Here is a 21,818-nt window from a genome sequence, read left to right on the forward strand (position 1 = left end):
CACACCCTGGGCGTCGAACAAGTCGGAGTAGACGACAGCTTCTTCCACCTCGGCGGCCACTCCCTCCTCGCCGCCCAACTCGTCAACCGCATCCGTACCGAACTCGGCCTCGACCTCACCGTGCGCGATCTCTTCCAGGCCCCCACCGTCGCCGAACTGGCACATCGCCTGGAGACCCCTCGACGAGGGAACGACGACGTCCTCGTGCCGCTGAGGACCACCGGCACCCGGCCCCCGCTGTTCTGCGTGCACCCCGTAGGGGGCGAAAGCTGGCACTACCAAGCTCTTTCCCACCAGTTGCCGGTCGAGCAGCCCGTATACGGGTTCCAGGCACATGGACTGATCCACTCCGACGGCGCGCCGTCGTCCCTGGAGGAAATGGCCACGAGCTACCTCGACCGCATCCTCGAGACCGACCCCGACGGCCCTTACCACCTTCTCGGCTGGTCCTTCGGCGGGCTGGTGGCATTCGAGATCGCCACCCAGCTGCAGGCACTGGGGCGGCCCGTCGGTTCCCTGATCCTTCTGGACTCGTGTCCTCTGACGGCGATGCCCGCGCCGGACGACGACGCCCTGCGCCCCGTCCTCTCCGCATCCGGCGTAACCCCGCAGAACATAGCCCTGGCCCTCGGCTGGACACCGGGGCAGTACGACGGTGACGTCCTGTTCCTCAGCGCGGCGCTTTCGCGGTCGAGGACAGTCGGCCCGCTGCACCACATATGGCGGAAGCACGTCACCGGGCGGATCACGGCACACGACATGGCCTGCCGGCACGACGACATGCTGAGCCCCCCTCACCCGACCGAGATGGCAAAGCACATCGCCGACCACCTGGCGCGGTGACCGACACCCCCCGCCGGCCTGTCCGACACCGCTCCCGCCAACCTCGAAGAGAGCGCCCTCATGAACCGCATGAACCCCATGAACCTTGTTGAACCTGTGAACCCTGAGATCAGTTCGTCCGAAGGCCGGCGGCAGTTGTCGTCCGCGCAGAGCGGTGTCTGGGTCGTCGAGGAAATGAATTCCGGCGGCACGATATTCAGAGCGGGTGAGTACACCGAGATCCACGGTCCCGTCGATCCGGTCGCTTTCGAAGCCGCGCTGCGTGTGGCGGTGAGTGAGGCAGACGGAATCCGCGTCAATCTCGACACCACATCGGGACTGCCCCAGCAGTTCGTCAGCGAGCACGCGGACTGGTCCATGCGGTTTCTCGACGTCGGTTCGGAGGCCGATCCCCGCGCCGCCGCCGAGTCGTGGATGCGCGAGGACCTCGCACGGGACATCGACACCTCGACCGAGCCGCTGTTCACCTTCGCGCTGTTCCGCGCCGCCGCGGACCGGTTCTTCTGGTACCAGAGCTACCACCACATCGTCATCGACGGCGTCGGCGGATCGCTCCTCGCCCGTAGGGTCGCAGAGGTCTACACGGCGACGATGAACCAGACCGACCGTCCGCGGGCCTGGTTCGGATCGTTCCTCGATGTGCTGGACGAGGAGGACGACTACAGGAACTCGGAGGAGTTCTCCAGCGACCGGGCGCACTGGCTCGACAAGCTCTCCGGAGAACTCCAGACCCATCCGTTCATGGCTCCGCCGACGGCATCGGTCTCGGACCACCGGCGGCAGACCGCCTTTGTGCCACGGTCCCTGACCGAGCGCGTCCGCGCCGCCGCGGCGTCAGCCGGAACGAGTCACTCCCGGTTCCTCTTGGCCACGGCCGCGGCTTACGTGCACTGCTGGACAGGGGTCCAGGACGTGGTCCTGGACGTGCCCGTCACCGGCCGTGTCACTCCCACGGCACGTACCACTCCGGGAATGATGGTCAACGTCCTCCCGCTGCGACTGGACGTGCGCCCCGACATGCCGGTGGCCGCCCTAGTCGAGCAGGCTTCACGTGGGGTCTCGGAACTCGTCAGGCACCAGCGCTACCGCGGCGAGGACCTGCGGCGCGAACTGAACTCCGGCCGGGTCGGGCGGGGATTCGGTCCCGTGGTCAACATCATGGCCTTCGACTACTCCACGCAGTTCGACGGACACGCCACCGCCACCCGCAACGTCTCGCTGCGGCGGGTCGAGGGCCTTGCGATATCGGTCTACGACCGTTCCGACGGCAGCCCTGTCCGCGTGGACTTCGAAGTCAACAACGCACTGCCCACCGGACACCCGGGCCTGCGGCCCGAACGCTTTGTGCAGTTCCTGGAGCAGATGGTGGACGCCGCGACGGATCCTTCCGTCCGCGTCGGCAGTCTCGTCACGCTCTCGGGGGCGGAACAGCAGGAGATCCTCGCCGCGTTGAACGGTCCGGTGCGGCGCGTGCCCGAGGCGTCCCTGCCGCAGCTCTTCCAGGCTCGGGCCGCCAGGTCACCCGAGGCGCCGGCGGTCGGTTCCGTCGCGGACGGGCTGAGCTACGGGGAACTGAACGAACGGTCGAACCGTCTCGCCAGGCTGCTGGTCTCCCGTGGGGCGGGCCCCGAACAGGTCGTGGCCCTGGCGCTGCCGAGAACAGCCGACATGGTCGTGGCAGAGCTCGCGGTCCTCAAGGCGGGTGCGGCCTGCCTGCCGCTGGACCCGTCTCTTCCGAAGAGCCGGTTCGCGTTCCTGCTCGCCGACGCCCGGCCGATGCTGCTGGTGACCACCGGGCAGACTGTCCCGGTACGGCCCGGCGAGCCGACCCGCCTGGATCTCGACGACGACGCGGTCCGGACGGAGCTGGCCGGGCTTCCCGGCACTGATCTGGAGGACACCGAACGGATCCGTCCGCTCCATCCCGCGAACCCCGCGTACCTCATGTACACGTCCGGATCGGCCGAAAAGCCCAAGGGCGTCGTGGTGTCGCACCAGAACGTCGCTCGACTCGTCGACGGCTACCGTCCTCGCCTGGATCTCGACGCCGGCGATACCTGGACGCTCTTCCACTCCTTCGCCTCCGAGGTCTCGGTGTCGGAGATGTGGGGCGCACTGCTCAACGGCGCCCGGCTCGTCCTGGTCCCGGACGACGTGAGCCGCTCGCCGGATGAGTTCCTCGCACTCCTCGTACGCGAACGCGTCACCGTCCTGTCCCAGACACCCATGGCATTCCACCAGCTGACCGAGGAGGCCCGCAGGTCTCCCGAACTCCGCCGGAATCTCTCCCTGAGGTATGTGGTCCTCGGCGGCGAGAAACCCGACCCCGCGCGGCTGAAGGGCTGGTACGACCTCTTCCCCGACCGCTCACCCGAACTGGTCAACGCCTACGGCTCGGCCGAGACCACCGTCCACGCGACAAGCAGGTCGCTGACCCGGTCCGATGCCGCGGCCGGAGCAGCCAGTGCCATCGGCCGCGGCTTTGCGGACCTGCAGGTGTACGTCCTGGACGACGGTCTGCGTCCGGTGCCGACGGGTGTCGCCGGTGAGCTGTACATCGCGGGAGCCGGAGTGGCCCGCGGCTACCTCAACCGACCGGCACTGACGGCGGAGCGGTTCGTCGCCAACCCCTTCGGACCCGCCGACAGCCGCATGTACCGGTCCGGTGACGTGGTGCTGTGGCGGGAAGGCGGAGAGCTGGAGTTCCTGGGCCGGGCCGACCAGCAGGTCGAGTTCCGCGGCTTCCGCATCGAACCCGGCGAAGTGGAAGCCGCCCTCACCCGGCACCCTTCCATCGCACAGGCAGCCGTCGTCGTACGCGAGGACCGGCCCGGCGAACCACGCCTGGTCGCCTACGCCGTCCCCACCGAGGGCGCCGTCCCACACTCCGGGACGCTGCGGGAGCACCTGGCCGGACTTCTCCCGGAATACACGGTGCCCTCCGCGTTCGTCGTGATGGACGCCCTGCCGATGACGCGGGACGGAAAACTGGACCGGGCAGCGCTGCCCCAGCCGGAATACAGCACGCCCGATGCACACCGGACACCGAGCACCCCTCGCGAAGAAGCGGTGGCAGGCCTGTTCGCCGACGTACTCGGAATTCAACGAGTCGGTGTCAACGACAACTTCTTCGCCCTCGGCGGCCACTCCCTCTTCGCTGTCCAATTGGTCAACCGGATGCGTGCGCGGCTTGGTGTGCGTCTGACCGTCCGTGATGTGTTCGAGGCGCCGACGGTTGCGGGGCTGGCCCGTCGTGCGGGAAACGAGGACGATGGCCGGCCGACCCTGCGGAACACGGTGCGACCTGAGCGGGCTCCGCTGTCCTTCGCGCAGCGTCGGTTGTGGTTTCTGGACCGGTTGGAGGGTCCGGCTCCGACGTACAACATTCCGGTGGTGGTGCGGTTGTCGGGGGTGTTGGACCGGGATGCGCTGGGTGTGGCCCTGGGGGATGTGGTGGGCCGGCACGAGGTGTTGCGGACGGTGTTCGCGGAGGCGGAGGGCGAGCCTTTCCAGCGGGTTCTGGACGAGGTCCCCGATGGTTTGCTGAGCGTGGTCGAACTGCCTTCCGAAGACGCGGTGGAAGCCGCGGTCGGGCAGGTGGTGGGGCATCGCTTCGATCTCGCGGTGGACGTGCCGCTGCGGGCCTGGCTGTTCGCGGTGGGTCCGCGGGAACACGTGCTGGTCGTGGTGGTGCACCACATCGCGGCCGACGGCTGGTCGATGGGGCCGTTGCTGGGTGATCTCGGTGCGGCTTACCAGGCACGGTCGGCCGGGGCGGTTCCGGCGTGGAGCGAACTGCCGGTCCAGTACGCGGATTTCGCGGTGTGGCAGCGGGAACTGCTGGGTGCGGAGGGTGATGCGGACAGTCTGATGGCCGTGCAGTCGGCCTTTTGGCGGCGGGCTCTGGAAGGGCTGCCGCAGCGGGTGGAACTGCCGGTGGACCGGCAGTATCCGGAGGTCGCCGGGACCGAGGGCGGCTCGGTGCGGTTCAAGGCGGACGCGGGAGTGCACCGCGGGCTGGTGGAACTGGCCCGTGCGCGGGGCGCGTCGGTGTCGATGGTGCTGCAGGCAGCCCTGCTGGTGGTGCTGCACCGGTCGGGCGCGGGAGTGGACGTGCCGCTGGGTGTGGCGGTCGCGGACCGACCCGACGCGGACCTGGAGGGCCTGGTCGGATTCTTCGTGAACACCCTCGTGATGCGGGGTGATGTGTCGGGAGATCCGAGTTTCGGCGAACTGCTGGAACGGGTCCGTGCGGTGAACCTCGACGCCTTCGACCACCAGGACATCCCGTTCGAGCGGCTGGTGGAAATCCTGAACCCCCCGCGCACCCTGGCCCACCACCCCCTCTACCAGATCCTGCTCTCCCACAGGAGTTCTCCCGCTGCGGAATTCACACTGCCCGGAATCAATGTCGAGCCCTGGGCCTCAGGAGTCGACACCGCCAAAACGGACCTCGCCTTCAGGATCACGGAGTTGCGTGATGAGGCCGGTGAGCCGGCTGGTGTGCAGGGTGGGGTGTCGTATCGGACGGACCTGTTCGACGCGGTGACGGTGGAGGCCCTGGCCGAGCGCCTGGTGCGGGTACTGGACGCGGTCGTGGCCGATCCGGACCGCAGGGTAAGTGCGATCGAATTGCTCTCCGGGGAAGAGCGCGAACGCGTCCTCGTGGAGTGGAACGACACAGCCGCGCAGGTACCCGACGCCACCCTGCCGGAGCTGTTCGAGGAGCAGGTACGCCGCTCACCCGACGCCACCGCACTGATCACCAGCGCGGGAGAACGGTCGTACGACGACCTGAACACGGCGGCCAACGCGCTGGCACGGCTGCTGCGGGCCCAGGGCATCGGCCCGGAGAACGTGGTCGCCCTGGCACTGCCCCGCACGGCGGCCCTGGTCACCGCCGTCCTCGCGGTACTGAAGACCGGAGCCGCCTATCTCCCCCTGGACACGGGCCATCCGGCCGACCGGCTCACGCACATGCTGCACGACACCCGGACCGCCGTCATCCTCACCGACACCGGCATCAGCGGTCTGATCCCCGACGCCGGCATCCCCGCCATCCACCTCGACGACCCCGCCATCACCGCAAAACTCGCCGAACTGCCCACCCACGACCTCACCGACGCCGACCGCACCACACCCCTCCACCCGCAGAACCTCGCCTACATCATCTACACCTCCGGCTCCACCGGCACCCCCAAAGCCGTCACCACCCCCCACAGCAACGCCGTCAACCTGGTGACAACACTCATCGAGCGGTCCGCGATCGGGCCGGACAGCAGGGTGCTCCAATTCGCCCCGCCCACTTTCGACGCTTCGATCAGCGAGATATTCCGGGCGCTGCTGTCCGGGGCGACACTCGTGATACCTCCGGCGAACCGGCTGGCCCCCGGCCCCGACCTCGCGCAACTGGTCGCCGAGTGGGGCATCGACCACTGTGCGCTGCCGCCGTCGGCACTGGCGGTCATCCCCGCAGGAGGCCTGCCCGTCGGAACGAATCTCGCGGTCGCCGGCGAGGCCTGCCCTCCGGACATGGTCGAGCGCTGGTCCGCCACTACCCGAATGCTCAACGTCTACGGTCCGACCGAGACCACGGTGTGCTCCACCATCAGTGGCCCTTTGTCCGGGTCGGTGGTGCCGCCGATCGGCCGGCCGATCGCGAACACCCGAGTCCACGTACTGGACGAGGGTCTGCGGCCGGTACCGGTGGGCGTCACCGGCGAGCTGTACATCGCGGGAGCCGGAGTCGCCCGCGGCTACCTCAACCGGCCCGCGCTCACCGCGGAGCGCTTCGTGGCCGACCCCTTCGGACCGGCGGACAGCCGTATGTACCGGACCGGAGACCTCGCCAAATGGCGCCATGACGGACAACTGGACTACCTCGGCCGAGCCGACCAGCAAGTCAAGCTGCGCGGCTTCCGCATCGAATGCGGCGAAGTGGAAACCGCCCTCACCCGACACCCCTCGGTGGCGCAGGCAGCCGTCGTGATCCGCGAGGACCAACCCGGCGACCGACGCCTGGTCGCCTACACCGTCCCCGTCGACGGCGGCACACTCCCCGGCGGGACGCTGCGCGAGCACCTGGCCGGGCTCCTCCCCGACTACATGATCCCGTCCGCGTTCATGACGGTCGACGCCCTGCCACTGACCCGCAACGGCAAACTCGACCGCACCGCGCTCCCCCGGCCCGACTACACCTCCACCGACACCTACCGGGCCCCCGACACCCCCCGCGAACAGGCACTCGCCACCCAGTTCGCCCACACCCTGGGCGTCGAACGAGTCGGAGCGGACGACAGCTTCTTCGCCCTCGGCGGCCACTCCCTCCTCGCCGCCCAGCTCGTCAACCGCGTCCGTAACGACCTCGGCCTCGACCTCACCGTCCGCGACCTCTTCCAGGCCCCCACCGTCGCCGAACTGGCACGTCGCCTGGAATCACGGTCTCCTGCTCGGCCTCGCCCCAAACTGCGGCGGATTCCCAGGAATCGGGGAGACGGCCCGGACGCATGAACGGCAGAAAAACCCTTTCACATGAAAGCCAGAACAGGAGATTCTTCGGTGCCCTTTGACAACAGCGTCTGGCTGCGCCGCTTCCATCCGGCCTCGGAAAACTCGGTACGTCTTGTCTGCTTCCCCCACGCAGGGGGAGCGGCCAGCTTCTACTTCCCGTTCTCCGCGGCTCTCGCACCATCCGTGGAAGTGCTGGCCGTGCAGTATCCCGGGCGACAGGACCGGCTGGCCGAGGAAGGAGTCCCGGACATCGGCCGGCTGGCGGACGGAATCTTCACGGAGCTCCAGTCCCTGACCGACAAGCCAATGGTCCTCTTCGGCCACAGCATGGGTGCCATCATCGCCTTCGAAGTGGCCCACCGACTGGAACAGAAGGCCGGTATCTCGCCACGGAACGTGATTCTCTCGGGGCGGGCCGAGCCGTCGGCGCGGCCCGAGCAGATGTTCGACATCACCGACGAGGGCCTTGCCGCGGAGATCGGGGCGATGGCCGGCACCGATCCCGCACTGCTGGACCACCCGGAAATCCGGCAGATGATGTTCCGTGTCCTCCGCAACGACTACATGGCCATCTGGCGGTACCGCTCATCGTCCGACGCCGTACTCGACTGTCCCATCACCGTTTTCACGGGAGACCGCGACTCGAAGGTCACGGTTGACGAAGCGGAATCATGGCGCCACCGCACGAACAGTGAGTTCGGTCTCCAGGTGTTTCCGGGCGGCCACTTCTACCTCACAGACCAGAAGGAAGCCGTTGTCAGTGCTCTGATCGGCAGCGCCGCATAGGTTTTCCGGCCTCGCGCCACAGTTCCTTCCGCGCCCATCATCCGAACAAAAGAAAGCGAAGAAACCGTCATGACGAACCCGTTCGAGCGCGACGACGCAACCTACTATGTCCTGCTCAACCACGAAGGCCAGTACTCACTGTGGCCGTCGTTCGCGGAGATCCCCGCCGGCTGGTCGGTCGCTCACGGCGAAGCGAGCCGTGCGGCGTGCCAGGAATTCATCGAAGAAAACTGGACGGACATGCGGCCGAAGAGCCTCGTCGAGCTGATGGAGCGACGGCCCGTCCAGAGCATGAGGTAGCTGAATCGCCGCCGGGCGACCGCCGTGGACCGATATCAAGCCGACGAAGGAGCAGTACACCATGCGTGAGATCTACGAGCCCGGGCAGCTCCCCCCGCTGGGAGTCGTCCCGAAGTACATGTACGCCGCGATGATCCGGCCGGAGCGCTACGGCCCGCCGGAGAAGGCGATCTGCATCGAGACCACCGAGGTACCCGAGGTGGGACCCGGCCAGGTGCTCGTCAAGGTGATGGCGGCCGGGGTCAACTACAACAACATCTGGGCCGCGTTGGGCAGTCCGGCCGACGTGATCGCCGACCGGCAGCGGCTGGGGGCGAAGGAGGACTTCCACATCGGCGGGTCGGACGGCGCCGGTGTGGTCTGGGCCGTGGGCGAGGGCGTCAGCCAGGTGAAGGTCGGCGATGCGATCGTCATCTCGCCGGGGATCTGGGACGAGAAGGCCGCCGACATCCGGATGGGCGCGGACCCGATGACCTCGAAATCCGCGTTGGCCATGGGGTATGAGACCAACTACGGCACGTTCGCACAGTTCACCGTGGTCGACGAGTACCAGTGCCATCCCAAACCGGCCGGGCTGACCTGGGAGCAGGCGGGCAGCTTTCTGCTCACGGCCAGCACCGTCTACCGGCAGTTGCGCGGCTGGCAGCCGCACGTGGTCGAGCCCGGCGACCCTGTTCTTGTCTGGGGCGGTTCGGGCGGCCTGGGCTCGATGGCGATCCAGATCGTCCGGCAGTTCGGCGGCATCCCCATCGCGGTGATCTCCGACCCCTCGAACGAGGAGCACTGTCTCCGCCTGGGCGCGAAGGGGGTGATCAACCGGAACGACTTCGACCACTGGGGGCGGATCCCGTCCGCTTCCGACGGGGCCGCGTTCGCCACCTGGCTGGCCGGCGTCCGGGCGTTCGGCAAACGCATCTGGGACATCCTGGGCGAGCGCCGCTCACCCAGGATCGTCCTGGAACACCCGGGCGAGGACACCATTCCGACCTCGATGTACGTCTGCGACAACGCGGGCATGGTGGTCACGTGCGGGGCCACCAGCGGCTACGCCGCCGATGTCGACCTGCGGTTCCTGTGGATGCGGCAGAAGCGGCTGCAGGGTTCGCACGGGGCGAACACCTCACAGTTCCGGGCGGTCACGGAACTGGTCGCGCAAGGGCAGCTCGACCCCTGCCTGTCCATGGTCGTCCCGTTCGAAGACACCCCCGGTGTGCACCAGTTGATGTACGAGAACCGCCACCCGGGGGGCAACATGTCCATCCTGATCGGCGCCGCGGCTCCCGGACTGAAGGAGTGACCCAGCCGGAGTTCGGCTCCCTGTGCGGGCCGTCGCGTCCGCCGGCGGATCGGCGATGACCAGCGGTGTGCCTCCGGCACCCGTCCCTGGTCGGTGGACCGGTCTGGCCCTCAACAGTCGGCAGCGGCAGCTGAAACGCCCGAGGGCGGCACCCCCAGCCGTAGCCAGGGGATACCGCCCTCGGTCCGAAGGACAGGCGATCAACCGTCAGGTCGATCAGAAGTCCATGTCACCGCCCGGCATGCCGCCGCCGGCCGGGGCCGCGGCCTTCTCCGGCTTGTCGGCGATGACGGCCTCGGTGGTGAGGAAGAGCGCGGCGATGGAGGCGGCGTTCTGCAGGGCAGAGCGGGTCACCTTCGCCGGGTCGATGATGCCTTCCTTGACCAGGTCGACGTACTCGCCGGTCGCGGCGTTCAGGCCGTGCCCCGGGGTCAGGTTGCGCACCTTCTCCACGACCACGCCGCCCTCGAGGCCGGCGTTGACGGCGATCTGCTTCAGCGGGGCCTCGAGCGCGATGCGCACGGCGTTGGCGCCGGTCGCCTCGTCACCCTCGAGGTCCAGCTTCTCGAAGACGGAGGACGCCTGGATGAGCGCCACGCCACCACCGGCGACGATGCCCTCCTCGACGGCGGCCTTCGCGTTGCGGACGGCGTCCTCGATGCGGTGCTTGCGCTCCTTGAGCTCCACCTCGGTGGCGGCACCGGCCTTGATCACGGCCACGCCGCCCGCGAGCTTCGCCAGGCGCTCCTGCAGCTTCTCGCGGTCGTAGTCCGAGTCGCTGTTCTCGATCTCGGCGCGGATCTGGTTCACACGGCCCGCGACCTGGTCCGAGGAACCGGCACCGTCGACGATGGTGGTCTCGTCCTTGGTGATGACGACCTTGCGGGCCTTGCCCAGCAGGTCGAGGGTCGTGTTCTCGAGCTTGAGACCGACCTCCTCGGAGATGACCTCGCCGCCGGTGAGGATGGCGATGTCGTTCAGCATCGCCTTGCGGCGGTCGCCGAAGCCCGGGGCCTTGACCGCGACGGACTTGAAGGTGCCGCGGATCTTGTTGACGACCAGGGTCGACAGGGCCTCGCCCTCGACGTCCTCGGCGATGATCAGCAGCGGCTTGCCCGACTGCATGACCTTCTCCAGGAGCGGGAGCAGGTCCTTGACGTTCGAGATCTTGGAGTTCGCGATCAGGATGTACGGGTCGTCGAGGACGGCCTCCATACGCTCCATGTCGGTGGCGAAGTACGCCGAGATGTAGCCCTTGTCGAAGCGCATACCCTCGGTGAGCTCCAGCTCCAGACCGAAGGTCTGGGACTCCTCGACGGTGATGACGCCTTCCTTGCCGACCTTGTCCATGGCCTCGGCGATGAGCTCGCCGATCTGGGTGTCGGCGGCGGAGATGGAGGCCGTGGAAGCGATCTGCTCCTTGGTCTCGACATCCTTCGCCTGCTCCAGCAGGGCGCCGGAGACGGCCTCGACGGCCTTCTCGATGCCGCGCTTGAGGGCCATCGGGTTGGCGCCGGCGGCGACGTTGCGAAGGCCTTCCTTGACCAGGGCCTGGGCCAGGACGGTCGCGGTCGTCGTGCCGTCACCGGCTACGTCGTCCGTCTTCTTCGCGACTTCCTTGACCAGCTCGGCGCCGATCTTCTCGTACGGGTCCTCGAGCTCGATCTCCTTGGCGATGGACACACCATCGTTGGTGATCGTGGGGGCGCCCCACTTCTTCTCGAGGACGACGTTGCGGCCCTTGGGGCCGAGCGTCACCTTGACGGCGTCCGCGAGCTGGTTCATGCCGCGCTCGAGGCCGCGCCGCGCCTCCTCGTCGAACGCGATGATCTTGGCCATGTGAAGTGGTCCCTCCAGGACTGGGGGTGATTCCTTCGGACCGCGCCCGCGCCCGCGACGGACGGCTCGCAATGCCGCGTGGTTCCTTGCCCCACCTGGCCTGCGGGCCTCACCGACCCGGTCCTTCTTTGTCACTCTCACCTTCAGAGTGCTAACGCAATGATTAGCACTCGGCATGGTCGAGTGCAAGCGCCTCTCCCGGATGCGGACCACTTGCCACCCCTGACGCCGGGCACGCCGAAGGGCTCGTACCCGGGAGGTACGAGCCCCTCGATCATGTACGGACCGCGTACAGAGTCCGTACAAAGAAAGTGCGCTCTCAGTCGGCGCGTGCTTCAGCCGGTCGCCAGCCGGACCATGTCCGCCTGCGGCCCCTTCTGACCCTGCGAGATCTCGAAATCGACCCGCTGGCCCTCTTCCAGGGTGCGGTACCCGTCCATCTGGATCGCGCTGTAGTGGACGAAAACATCCGCACCACCGTCGACCGCGATGAAGCCGTACCCCTTCTCCGCGTTGAACCACTTGACGGTGCCCTGAGCCATGCCTAACTCCCCTATTACTGGCCCTTGCACAGATCCACACTTCGCGGATCCGGGTCAGACCTCACCCCCCAGTTGGTTGGGGGCGTGCGCCGGAACGCGTCGACCGCGGCTGAATGTATCTGTCCAACTGCCGTCTGCAACAGGTCAGTCGGACGAGAATTCTGGACGCACGCGATCCGGAATGTGGCGAGAATTCGCCAGAATTCAGGGCAAGTCGGGCCCCGCAAAAGCCACAAATGCCACACAAGAGACACACACTTTGGCTGCTTCTTGTCGGGCCAGGGCAGAAATCAAAGGCTCCGGATCAGGGTTTCGCGACCCGGTTCCCCAACTGTACCGCGCTCAACCACACTGAATTGCCCCCTCCGCTTCTCTCACGGAGGGGGCAATTCGATGAACTCTCGGTAATCACTGTTACCGACGGTTACTACCGGCCGGTACTGACCAAAGGTCAATCACGACTCAGCCGCCGGCGACGGCGGGAATGATCGACACGCCCGCACCGTCCGGAGTGGCCGTCTCCAGCCCCTGCTCGAAGCGCACGTCGTCGTCGTTCACGTACACGTTGACGAACCGCCGCAGCTTGCCCTGGTCGTCCAGGACACGGGCGGCGATGCCGGTGTGGTTCTTCTCCAGATCGGCGATGACCTCGCCGAGGGTCGCCCCCTCGGCGGAGACCTCGGCCTGCCCGCCGGTGTAGGTACGCAGGATGGTGGGGATGCGGACGTTGACGCTCACGATGTGACCTCCGGTCGGGTGTCTGTCTGGGGACGGGCCGCTCTTACGCGAGACCAGCCTCGCGGAACGACTCCAGGTTGGGGCGGATCGTCGCCGTGAGCCCCGTCCCGGCCACCGCGTCCAACGTCTTCAGACCGTCACCGGTGTTGAGCACGACGGTCGTCAGCGTCGGGTCCAGCAGGCCGTTCTCGATCAGCTTGCGCGTCACACCCACGGTCACCCCACCGGCGGTCTCCGCGAAGATCCCCTCGGTCCGCGCCAGCAGCTTGATCGCGTCCACGACCTGCTCGTCCGTCACGTCCTCCACGGCCCCGCCCGTACGCCGCGCGATGTCGAGGACGTAAGGACCGTCCGCCGGGTTGCCGATCGCCAGCGACTTGGCGATGGTGTTCGGCTTCTGGGGACGGACCACGTCGTGGCCCGCCTTGAAGGCCACGGACACCGGGGAGCAGCCCTCCGCCTGCGCGCCGAAGATCTTGTACGGCTTGTCCTCGACGAGACCCAGCTTGATCAGCTCCTGCAGACCCTTGTCGATCTTCGTGAGCTGCGAGCCCGAGGCGATCGGGACCACGAGCTGGTCCGGGAGCCGCCAGCCGAGCTGCTCGGCGATCTCGTACGCGAGGGTCTTGGAGCCCTCGGCGTAGTACGGCCGCAGATTGACGTTGACGAAGCCCCAGCCCTCGCCCGCCGGGTCGCCGATGAGCTCGGAGCAGAAGCGGTTGACGTCGTCGTAGTTGCCCTCGATACCGACGAGCTCGCCGCCGTAGACGGCGGCCATGACGACCTTGCCCTGCTCCAGGTCGTGCGGGATGAACACGCAGGAGCGGAAGCCGGCGCGGGCGGCGGCGGCGCCGACGGCGCCGGCGAGGTTGCCGGTGGAGGAGCAGGAGAGGGTGGTGAAGCCGAACGCGCGGGCGGCCTCGATGGCCTGCGCCACCACCCGGTCCTTGAAGGAGTGCGTCGGGTTGCCGGAGTCGTCCTTGACGAAGAGCTTGCCGGGGTCGACGCCGAGTTCACGGGCGAGGTTGTCGGCCTGGACGAGCTGGGTCCAACCGGGGTTGATGTTGGGCTTGTCCGCCACGTCGGCCGGGACGGGCAGCAGCGGCGCGTAACGCCAGATGTTCGCGGGTCCCGCCTCGATGCGCTTGCGGAGCTCCTCGGTTTCGTAGGAGGAGAAGTCGTACGCGATCTCGAGCGGGCCGAAACACTCCTCGCAGGCGAAGACCGGGCCGAGGGGGACGCGGTGGCCGCATTCGCGGCAGCTCAGGGCCGCGGCGGGGCCGAGGTCGACGGTGGTGGAGTCGGTGGTGCTTGCAACAGTCTGCGCAGCCATGTGAGGCGAGGCCCTTTCTCCTCATCTTCCTCACGACGCATCTCGCCGTGAGACGGATTTGGCACCTTCCCTAGCCGGGAGCCTCACCACGACGACGTGGTCAGACCGGCTGGAGGGTTGCCGGGGCTTCATCGGGCCGTATCCCTCTGCCCCTCTGGATGAGCGGTATGCGGTTGTTGAACGTCGAACGCCTGATGACCCCGGACATGCGATGGTCATCCGCGTTGTTCAAGACTGTAACCGAAGGCCAGGACAGTTGAGAGAGTCGTCCGAACCGCGAGATGGATCACACGGTCACCTGCCGTGCACCCGGTGTGATCACGACAGTGAGGAGCCGCTGACTGTGCTGGAAGAAGTCGAGCGCTGGCTGGCCACCCGCTCCTGGTCCGTGACAGATCGTCCGCTGCACCGCGTCCTGTCCGCGAAACGCGCCACGGGTCAGTCGGTGTCCGTCGTCCTGCCCGCGCTGAACGAGGAGGAGACGGTCGGCGACATCGTCGCCATCATCCGTCACGACCTCATGCAGCAGGTTCCGCTCGTCGACGAGATCGTCGTCGTCGACTCGGGATCGACCGACCGCACGTCCGAGGTCGCCGCCGCGGCCGGCGCGCGGGTCGTGCACCGCGACGCGATCCTGCCCCGCATCCCGGCCGTGCCCGGCAAGGGCGAGGTCCTGTGGCGCTCCCTGCTCGTCACGAGCGGGGACATCGTCTGTTTCATCGACGCCGACCTGAGGGAGTTCTCCTCGGACTTCGTCTCGGGCATCGTCGGCCCGCTGCTCACCGACCCGGGCGTGGACCTGGTGAAGGGCATGTACGACCGTCCCCTGGGCGGCGCGGCCGGCCAGGGCGGGAGGGTCACCGAGCTGATGGCCCGGCCCCTGCTCAACATGCACTGGCCGCAGCTGGCCGGTTTCGTGCAGCCGCTCGGCGGTGAGTACGCGGCCCGCCGCGGCCTGCTGGAGCAGCTGCCGTTCCCCGTCGGGTACGGGGTGGAGCTGGGGATGCTGGTCGACGCGCTGCACCTGGTGGGGCTGGACGCGCTGGCCCAGGTGGACGTGGGGGTGCGCAAGCACCGCCACCAGGACGGGCAGGCGCTCGGCCGGATGGCCGCGGCGATCTACCGCACCGCCCAGCTCCGCCTGGCGCGCGGCCATCTCATCCGTCCCTCCCTCACCCAGTTCGAGCGCGGCGCCGACGGTTTCGAGCCGCGCACCTACTCGGTGGACATGGAGGAACGGCCGCCGATGGCGGAGATCGCGGAGTACGCGGCGCGCAAGGTCGCGTAACGGCACGGGCGGGCCGTATACGGCTGGATACGGCCCGTCCACAGGGGGCGACCGTACGTTTGAGCGTTTACCGACCGGGCTAGGTTGTGGCGTATGGCTTCCATGCACGGTGCTGTTGCTCGGGGTGCTGAGGTGCTGGTCGCGTCCAACCGCGGCCCCGTCTCCTACACGGTCGGCGAGGACGGCTCGCTGCACGCGAAACGCGGGGGCGGCGGCCTGGTCTCCGGTCTGTCGGCGATCGGCCCGGACGCGGGCGCGCTCTGGGTGTGCTCGGCGCTGTCCGAGGGCGACCGGGAGGCGGTCCGGCGCGGGATCGGCGAGGAGGGCGTGCGGATGCTGCCCGTCCCGGCCGACGTGCACGAGGACGCGTACAACGGCATCGCGAACTCGGTCCTGTGGTTCGTCCACCATCTGCTCTACCAGACCCCGCTGGAGCCGGTCTTCGACACGGAGTTCCGGCGGCAGTGGGCGTCGTACGAGACCTACAACCGCGCCTTCGCGGAGGCGCTGGCGGAGGAGGCGGCCGACGGCGCGGCGGTCCTGGTGCAGGACTACCACCTGTGTCTGGTCCCCGGGATGCTCCGGGAACTCCGCCCCGACCTGCTCATCGGCCACTTCTCGCACACTCCGTGGGCGCCGCCGGCGTTCTTCCGGATGCTGCCCGACGACATCCAGGAGCGGCTGATGGAGGGGATGCTCGGGGCGGACCGGGTGGCGTTCCTGACCTGGCCGTGGGCGACGGCTTTCCAGAACTGCGTCGAGGGGCTCGACCCGTATCGCTGGGTTCCGGCGTGGCAGTCGGGCGGGCCCAGGTCGATCGGGCACCTGAGCGACGAGCGGATCAGCCGCCGTACGTACATCGGCGTGCACAGTCTCGGCGCCGACGCGGAGTTCCTGCGCGCCCGTTCGCACGCGGCAGACGTCGAGGAACGCATGGCGGAGCTGCGCGCGGAGATCGGCGGGACGGGGCGCAAGACGATCGTCCGGGTGGACCGTACCGAGCTGTCGAAGAACATCGTGCGCGGACTGCTGGCCTACCGGCAGCTGCTCGAGGACCACCCCGAGTGGCACGAGCGGGTCGTGCACGTGGCCTTCGCCTACCCGTCCCGTCAGGACCTCGCGGTCTACCGGGACTACATGGCGGAGGTGCGGCGGGTGTCGGACGAGATCAACGAGCGCTACGGCACCCCGGGCTGGACCCCCGTGCTCCTCAACCTCAAGGACGACTTCGCCCGCTCCCTCGCCGCCTACCGCCTCGCGGACGTGGCCCTCGTGAACCCCATCAGGGACGGCATGAACCTGGTCGCCAAGGAGGTCCCGGTCGTCTCCGACGAGGGCTGCGCGCTGGTGCTGTCGCGGGAGGCGGGAGCGTACTGGGAGCTGCGCGAGGACGCGATCGTCGTCAACCCGTACGACATCCTGGAGACCGCCCGTGCCCTGCACGAGGGCCTGTCGATGAAGCCGGAGGAGCGCGCCGAGCGCACCAAACGGCTGGCTGCCGCCGCGACCGCGCTCCCTCCGGCCCAGTGGTTCCTGGAACAGCTGACCGCCCTGCGGGAGCTTCAGCCGAGCTGACCGGCCAGGTTCCGCAGGAGTCGTACGACGCCGGAGGGGCCGTCGACGACGAGGTCGGCGCGGGCCGCCAGTTCGGTGACCTCGGCACTGCCGCTGCACACCAGGAGGCCGGGGACGCCGTCGGAGCGGAGTTTCTCCACGGCGGCGAAGGCGGGGAGGTCGCCGAGGTCGTCGCCGGCGTAGAGCACGGACTCGGCGCCGGTCTCACGGATGTGCTCGAGGAGGGCGACGCCCTTGTCCATGCCGGGCGGGCGAAGCTCCAGGACCATCCGGCCGGGCTCGACGATCAGGCCGTGGCCGGTGGCGAGGCCGGTGAGGGGTTCACGCAGGGCGTCGAAGGCGGCCTGGGGGTCGGTGGCGCGGCGGGTGTGGACGGCGACGGCCCGGCCGCCCTTCTCCTCCACCCAGACGCCGGGCCAGTCCCCGGCGGCTTCGAGGACGGCGGGGAGTTCGGCGCGGGCGGCGGCGACTCCGGGGTGCGGGGCGGGGGCGGTGACCTCGCCGGTGGCCGCGTCCCAGCGTTCGGCGCCGTAGTGGCCGAGGACGGCCAGACGGTCCAGCCCCTCGGCTCCCGCGAAGCCCGCGTTGCGTACGGCCACCTCGGCGGGGCGGCCCGTGATCACCGCGACGGCGGCGACCTTAGGGGCGAGGGCCTGGAGGGCCGTAAGGGCGTCGGGGTGGGCGCGGGCGTCCTCGGGGTTCTCGACGATGGGGGCGAGGGTGCCGTCGAAGTCGAGGGCGACGAGGGTTCCGGAGGGGCGGGTGGTGATCGCGGCCAGAGCGGCCCGGCCTGCCGGGGTCGTGGGTGCGGGGTCCGTGGAGTGCGTCTCTTGGCTGCCCATGCGACGACCCTAACTTTCTAGCGGTCGGACCGCCGCGCCTCCCTCACTCTCCTCAGTCTGTTCACCGTCACCGGGTCGTGGGCCAGGGCCCGCGGGTCGTCCAGGAGGGCGTTCAGGAGTTGGTAGTAGTGGACCGGGGACAGGTCCAGTTCCTCGCGGATCGCCCGTTCCTTCGCGCCGGGGCCGGGGAAGGTGCGGCGCTCCAGGGCGAGTATGTCCCGCTCCCGCGGCTCCAGCTCTTCCTGCATGCCCCGCACGCTACCCCCGCCCGCCGACAGCGGCTCACTCGCCGGTGGCGCTCTCCGCGCTCGTGGCGGTGGCCTGGAGGTGGCCGAGGACCGCGGCCGCGCTGCCGGAGGGGCTGACGGCGGCGCCGATCCTCTTCTTGATGGACGCGCTGACCCGGGCCCAGGAGGTCCGTCCCACGGGGTAGAGCTGGGAGAGCGGGAGTTCGTCCAGGAAGGGCCGGAGATCGGCGTCCTGCTTGGCCGTGCTCATGACCTGGGAGGCGGAGTTGGTGGCGGGCAGCAGGTCGTACTCGCGGGAGAAGTCGAGGACGTTCTTCTCGCTGTAGACGTAGTCGAGGAACTCGCCGATCTGGTCGGCGTGCCCGTTCTGCCGGAAGGCCATCATCCAGTCGGCGACACCCATGGCGACCTTGCTGGGGCCGTCGAGGCCCGGCATCGGCACCATGCCGACCTTCACGCCCTTCGCCTCGGCGGCCTTCATCAGGGAGGGGTGCCCGTTCAGCATGCCTACGTCACCGGCGGCGAAGGCCGCGAAGGCGTCCGCGCGATTCAGCTTGCCGGGCGCGACCGGCCCGGTGAGGCCCTTGCCGACCAGCTCGTTCTTCAGCCAGTTGAAGGTCTCGATGTTCTCGGTGGAGTCGAGGCTGTAGCTGCTGACGGTCTGGGTGTAGCCACCCCCGCCGCTGAGCAGCCACTGCAGGGTCTCGCCCTGCGCCTCCTCGGGCCCGAGGGGCAGCGCGTACGGGTACTTCACGCCCTTGGCCTTGAGCGCCTCGGCGTCCTCGGCGAGCTCGGCCCAGGTGGTCGGCGGGGTGATCCCGGCCTGGGCGAAGAGGGTCTTGTTGTAGAAGAGCAGGCGCGTGGAGGAGGCGAACGGCATCCCGTACTGCGAGCCCCGCACCTTGCCGGCCTGCGCGAGCTGGGGGACGAAGTCGGCCTGGGTGGTGATGGAGAGCACGTCGTCCGCCTTGTAGAGCTGGTCGGCGGCCGCGTAGTCGGCGTAGGCGCCGATCTGCGCCAGGTCGGGCGCCTTGCCCGCGTCGACCATGTCCTTGACCTTGGCGTCGACGTCGTTCCAGGAGTAGACGGTCACGTCGACGGTGACGTCCGGGTGCTTCTTCTCGTACGCGTCGACGAGCTCGGCCCAGTACTTCTCGGAGCTGTTGGCGCTGCTGTCGCCGTAGTCGGCGGCGACCAGTCTCAGGGTGACGTGGTCGGAGCCTCCGGTGAGTCCGCATCCGGAGAGGGCCGCGGTCATGCCCAGGACGGACACCCCAGCGATCCTCCCGGCGATCGTCATCGACTTGTCTGCCCGCCGCTGCACAGCGTCACTTCCCTCGCGAGTGTCCGATTACTGGACAACTGATTGTGCCTACCAATGGATCGTTATCCGCATGAAGGTCTACACCACATGTGTGGACTAGACCTCTTTCGGCCCTCTTGGGGGCGCACGCTACCCCCAAGACAGGGCAGTGGACTAGACCTCTTGTGGGTCCACGGGCCACACTGTTCCCGTGAGACATGTCATCGCCCTCGACGTGGGCGGCACCGGGATGAAGGCTGCCCTGGTCGGGGCGGACGGCACTCTGCTGCACCAGGACCGCCGGGCCACCGGCCGCGAGCGCGGCCCCGACGCGGTGGTCGCCGCCATCCTCGACTTCGCCGCAGACCTGCGCGCCCACGGCGTCCAGCACCTGGGCGAGCCCGCGGCCGCCGCCGGTGTCGCCGTACCCGGCATCGTCGACGAGGCGCACGGCATCGCCGCCTACGCGGCCAACCTGGGCTGGCGGGACGTACCCCTGCGCGAGCTGCTCACCGAGCGGCTCGGCCTCCCCGTCGCCCTCGGCCACGACGTCCGCACGGGCGGGCTCGCCGAGGGCCGGATCGGCGCCGGCCGGGGCGCGGACCGCTTCCTGTTCGTGGCCCTGGGCACCGGCATCGCGGGCGCGATCGGCGTCGACGGCCGGGTGGAGGCGGGCGCGCACGGCTTCGCCGGCGAGATCGGCCATGTGGTCGTACGTCCCGGCGGGACCCCGTGCCCGTGCGGGCAGCGCGGCTGTCTGGAGCGGTTCGCATCGGCGTCGGCGGTCAGCGAGGCATGGGCGGCGGCCTGCGGGGATCCGGAGGCGGACGCGGCGGACTGCGCCAAGGCCGTCACGTCCGGCGACCCGAACGCCGTCCGGGTCTGGCAGCACGCCGTGGACGCCCTCGCCGACGGCCTGGTCACCGCCCTCACCCTCCTTGACCCTCGCACGCTCGTCATCGGCGGCGGCCTGGCGGAGGCGGGGGAGACGCTCTTCACACCGCTGCGGGACGCCGTCCGGGAGCGGGTCACCTTCCAGAAGATCCCGACGATCGTCCCGGCGGCCCTGGGCGACAGCGCCGGATGCCTCGGCGCGGGCCTGCTGGCCTGGGATCTCCTCAACCACACCATCGACCGTTCGGAGGTAACCGCGTGACGGCAACGCCCGCAGGGGCGCGGGAAACCGCGCGACCAGCCACAACGCTTCCGCAGCCCGCGACGGCCGGAAGCCCCCTGGTGCTCGCCGGTGCCAACGTGGTCATGCCCACAGGAACCGTCGAAGGCGGACGGGTCGCCCTCGAGGGCAGGCGCATCACCGGTGCCGCCCCTGAACACGCGCAGGTGATCGACGTGTCCGGCCACTGGCTGGTCCCCGGCTTCGTCGACATCCACAACCACGGCGGAGGAGGGGCCTCCTTCTCCGGCCCCCTGGACGACGTGTTCAAAGCCATCCACACCCACCGCGTCCACGGCACCACCACCCTCGTCGCCTCCACCGTCACCGACGACATGGACGTGCTGGTCCGTCAGGCCGGCCTGCTGAGCGAGCTCACCGAGCAGGGCGATCTGGCCGGCATCCACTTCGAGGGCCCGTTCATCTCCCCGTGCCGCAAGGGCGCGCACTCCGAGGAACTGCTGCGCCACCCGGACCCGGCCGAGGTGCGCAAGCTGATCGACGCGGCACGCGGCCAGGCGCGGATGGTCACCCTGGCCACGGAACTCCCCGGCGGTCTGGACTCCGTACGCCTGCTGGCCGCACACGGTGTGATCGCCGCCGTGGGACACACGGACGCGACCTACGAACAGACGGTTCAGGCCATCGAGGCGGGAGCGACTGTCGCCACCCACCTCTTCAACGCGATGCCCGTCCTCGGCCACCGCTCCCCCGGCCCGATCGCCGCCCTCCTGGAGGACGAGCGGGTCACGGTGGAGCTCATCAACGACGGCACCCATCTCCACCCCGCCGCCCTTGAGCTGGCGTTCCGTCACGCGGGCGCGGGTCGGGTGGCGTTCATCACGGACGCGATGGACGCCGCCGGCATCGGCGACGGCCGCTACATGCTCGGCCCGCTGGAGGTCGAGGTCAGCGAGGGCGTGGCGCGCCTGGTGGAGGGCGGTACGATCGCGGGCTCGACCCTGACCCAGGACCGCGCCTTCAAGCGGGCGGTGACGATCGACCGCCTCCCCGTCGAGGACGTCGTCGCCGCCCTGTCCGCCAACCCGGCCCGCCTCCTGGGCCTGCACGACAGGGTGGGCTCCCTGGAGCCCGGCAAGGACGCCGACCTGGTCCTGCTGGACGCGGACTTCGACCTCAAGGGCGTGATGCGCAAGGGCGATTGGGTGGTCGGTCCCCCACTGGCCTGAATCATCCCCC

At 69.0% G+C, this 21,818-nt stretch carries 16 protein-coding genes and 1 riboswitch; of the genes, 9 read left to right on the forward strand and 7 right to left on the reverse strand.

Annotation, left to right across the window (positions count from 1 at the left end; all coding sequences use genetic code 11):
- From ACIBVL_RS38170 to ccrA, 5 genes are all read left to right on the forward strand, one after another.
- Window positions 1-843, forward strand: an 843-nt coding sequence (locus tag ACIBVL_RS38170) for an alpha/beta fold hydrolase (RefSeq protein WP_399104947.1), incomplete at its 5' end; no start/stop codon positions are given.
- A gap of 78 nt (window positions 844-921) precedes the next feature.
- The gene (locus ACIBVL_RS38175; protein ID WP_399104949.1) at window positions 922-7,353 is read left to right on the forward strand and encodes an amino acid adenylation domain-containing protein; all 6,432 of its coding nucleotides are present in this window, start codon (window positions 922-924) and stop codon (window positions 7,351-7,353) included.
- Window positions 7,354-7,401: 48 nt separating this feature from the next.
- Window positions 7,402-8,139, forward strand: a complete 738-nt coding sequence (locus tag ACIBVL_RS38180; RefSeq protein ID WP_399104951.1) for a thioesterase II family protein — start codon at window positions 7,402-7,404, stop codon at window positions 8,137-8,139.
- A 69-nt stretch (window positions 8,140-8,208) separates the two neighbouring features.
- Window positions 8,209-8,439 carry an MbtH family protein gene (locus ACIBVL_RS38185; protein WP_399104953.1) on the forward strand — a complete coding sequence of 77 codons (231 nt, stop codon included), beginning with the start codon at window positions 8,209-8,211 and terminating at the stop codon, window positions 8,437-8,439.
- A 61-nt stretch (window positions 8,440-8,500) separates the two neighbouring features.
- Window positions 8,501-9,736 carry a crotonyl-CoA carboxylase/reductase gene (ccrA, locus tag ACIBVL_RS38190; protein WP_399104955.1) on the forward strand — a complete coding sequence of 412 codons (1,236 nt, stop codon included), beginning with the start codon at window positions 8,501-8,503 and terminating at the stop codon, window positions 9,734-9,736.
- Between the two features lie 216 nt (window positions 9,737-9,952).
- On the opposite strand, the gene groL is transcribed toward ccrA, so the two are convergent.
- From groL to thrC, 4 genes are all read right to left on the reverse strand, one after another.
- Window positions 9,953-11,575, reverse strand: coding sequence for a chaperonin GroEL (gene groL / locus ACIBVL_RS38195; RefSeq protein ID WP_399104957.1), 1,623 nt, complete (start codon window positions 11,573-11,575; stop codon window positions 9,953-9,955).
- A 335-nt stretch (window positions 11,576-11,910) separates the two neighbouring features.
- Window positions 11,911-12,117: a cold-shock protein gene (locus tag ACIBVL_RS38200; protein ID WP_007493268.1), complete on the reverse strand. Its 207-nt coding sequence runs from the start codon at window positions 12,115-12,117 to the stop codon at window positions 11,911-11,913.
- A 462-nt stretch (window positions 12,118-12,579) separates the two neighbouring features.
- Entirely contained in the window at window positions 12,580-12,855 is a 276-nt protein-coding gene (locus ACIBVL_RS38205; protein WP_242765365.1) for a ubiquitin-like small modifier protein 1, read from the reverse strand.
- A gap of 43 nt (window positions 12,856-12,898) precedes the next feature.
- Window positions 12,899-14,188: a threonine synthase gene (gene thrC, locus ACIBVL_RS38210; protein WP_399104959.1), complete on the reverse strand. Its 1,290-nt coding sequence runs from the start codon at window positions 14,186-14,188 to the stop codon at window positions 12,899-12,901.
- An 18-nt stretch (window positions 14,189-14,206) separates the two neighbouring features.
- A riboswitch (SAM riboswitch) is annotated at window positions 14,207-14,353 on the reverse strand.
- A gap of 178 nt (window positions 14,354-14,531) precedes the next feature.
- Between thrC and ACIBVL_RS38215 the strand changes: the two genes are divergently transcribed.
- Both ACIBVL_RS38215 and ACIBVL_RS38220 read left to right on the forward strand, forming a co-directional pair.
- Window positions 14,532-15,476 carry a glucosyl-3-phosphoglycerate synthase gene (locus tag ACIBVL_RS38215; RefSeq protein WP_399104961.1) on the forward strand — a complete coding sequence of 315 codons (945 nt, stop codon included), beginning with the start codon at window positions 14,532-14,534 and terminating at the stop codon, window positions 15,474-15,476.
- 93 nt (window positions 15,477-15,569) lie between these two features.
- Window positions 15,570-17,051 (forward strand): trehalose-6-phosphate synthase, encoded by a 1,482-nt coding sequence (locus tag ACIBVL_RS38220; protein ID WP_399104963.1) that lies wholly within the window; start codon window positions 15,570-15,572, stop codon window positions 17,049-17,051.
- Here ACIBVL_RS38220 and otsB read toward each other — a convergent pair.
- Genes otsB through ACIBVL_RS38235 form a run of 3 tightly spaced genes read right to left on the reverse strand, consistent with a single transcriptional unit; the run spans window position 17,039 to window position 19,441 of the window.
- Window positions 17,039-17,893 carry a trehalose-phosphatase gene (gene otsB, locus ACIBVL_RS38225; protein WP_399104965.1) on the reverse strand — a complete coding sequence of 285 codons (855 nt, stop codon included), beginning with the start codon at window positions 17,891-17,893 and terminating at the stop codon, window positions 17,039-17,041. The two genes, ACIBVL_RS38220 and otsB, sit on opposite strands and share 13 nt — an antisense overlap.
- Window positions 17,894-17,910: 17 nt before the next feature.
- Window positions 17,911-18,141, reverse strand: coding sequence for a DUF3263 domain-containing protein (locus ACIBVL_RS38230; protein WP_399104967.1), 231 nt, complete (start codon window positions 18,139-18,141; stop codon window positions 17,911-17,913).
- Between the two features lie 34 nt (window positions 18,142-18,175).
- Window positions 18,176-19,441 (reverse strand): ABC transporter substrate-binding protein, encoded by a 1,266-nt coding sequence (locus ACIBVL_RS38235; RefSeq protein WP_399105210.1) that lies wholly within the window; start codon window positions 19,439-19,441, stop codon window positions 18,176-18,178.
- Between the two features lie 214 nt (window positions 19,442-19,655).
- Between ACIBVL_RS38235 and ACIBVL_RS38240 the strand changes: the two genes are divergently transcribed.
- Window positions 19,656-20,600: an ROK family protein gene (locus ACIBVL_RS38240; RefSeq protein WP_399104969.1), complete on the forward strand. Its 945-nt coding sequence runs from the start codon at window positions 19,656-19,658 to the stop codon at window positions 20,598-20,600.
- 104 nt (window positions 20,601-20,704) lie between these two features.
- Window positions 20,705-21,808, forward strand: coding sequence for an N-acetylglucosamine-6-phosphate deacetylase (gene nagA, locus ACIBVL_RS38245; RefSeq protein WP_399104971.1), 1,104 nt, complete (start codon window positions 20,705-20,707; stop codon window positions 21,806-21,808).
- Window positions 21,809-21,818 lie beyond the last annotated feature (10 nt).

The organism is Streptomyces sp. NPDC049687 (genome assembly GCF_044465285.1).
In the GTDB taxonomy this organism is placed as follows: Bacteria; Actinomycetota; Actinomycetes; order Streptomycetales; family Streptomycetaceae; genus Streptomyces.

Excerpts from the sequence above, each read along its gene's own strand:
- ccrA (WP_399104955.1), top strand. The coding sequence starts at position 8,501 with ATGCGTGAGATCTACGAGCCCGGGCAGCTCCCCCCGCTGGGAGTCGTC.
- otsB (WP_399104965.1), bottom strand. The coding sequence starts at position 17,893 with ATGGGCAGCCAAGAGACGCACTCCACGGACCCCGCACCCACGACCCCG.
- ACIBVL_RS38220 (WP_399104963.1), top strand. The coding sequence starts at position 15,570 with ATGGCTTCCATGCACGGTGCTGTTGCTCGGGGTGCTGAGGTGCTGGTC.
- ACIBVL_RS38185 (WP_399104953.1), top strand. The coding sequence starts at position 8,209 with ATGACGAACCCGTTCGAGCGCGACGACGCAACCTACTATGTCCTGCTC.
- ACIBVL_RS38230 (WP_399104967.1), bottom strand. The coding sequence starts at position 18,141 with ATGCAGGAAGAGCTGGAGCCGCGGGAGCGGGACATACTCGCCCTGGAG.
- ACIBVL_RS38235 (WP_399105210.1), bottom strand. The coding sequence starts at position 19,441 with ATGACGATCGCCGGGAGGATCGCTGGGGTGTCCGTCCTGGGCATGACC.
- thrC (WP_399104959.1), bottom strand. The coding sequence starts at position 14,188 with ATGGCTGCGCAGACTGTTGCAAGCACCACCGACTCCACCACCGTCGAC.
- ACIBVL_RS38200 (WP_007493268.1), bottom strand. The coding sequence starts at position 12,117 with ATGGCTCAGGGCACCGTCAAGTGGTTCAACGCGGAGAAGGGGTACGGC.
- nagA (WP_399104971.1), top strand. The coding sequence starts at position 20,705 with ATGCCCACAGGAACCGTCGAAGGCGGACGGGTCGCCCTCGAGGGCAGG.
- ACIBVL_RS38175 (WP_399104949.1), top strand. The coding sequence starts at position 922 with ATGAACCTTGTTGAACCTGTGAACCCTGAGATCAGTTCGTCCGAAGGC.
- groL (WP_399104957.1), bottom strand. The coding sequence starts at position 11,575 with ATGGCCAAGATCATCGCGTTCGACGAGGAGGCGCGGCGCGGCCTCGAG.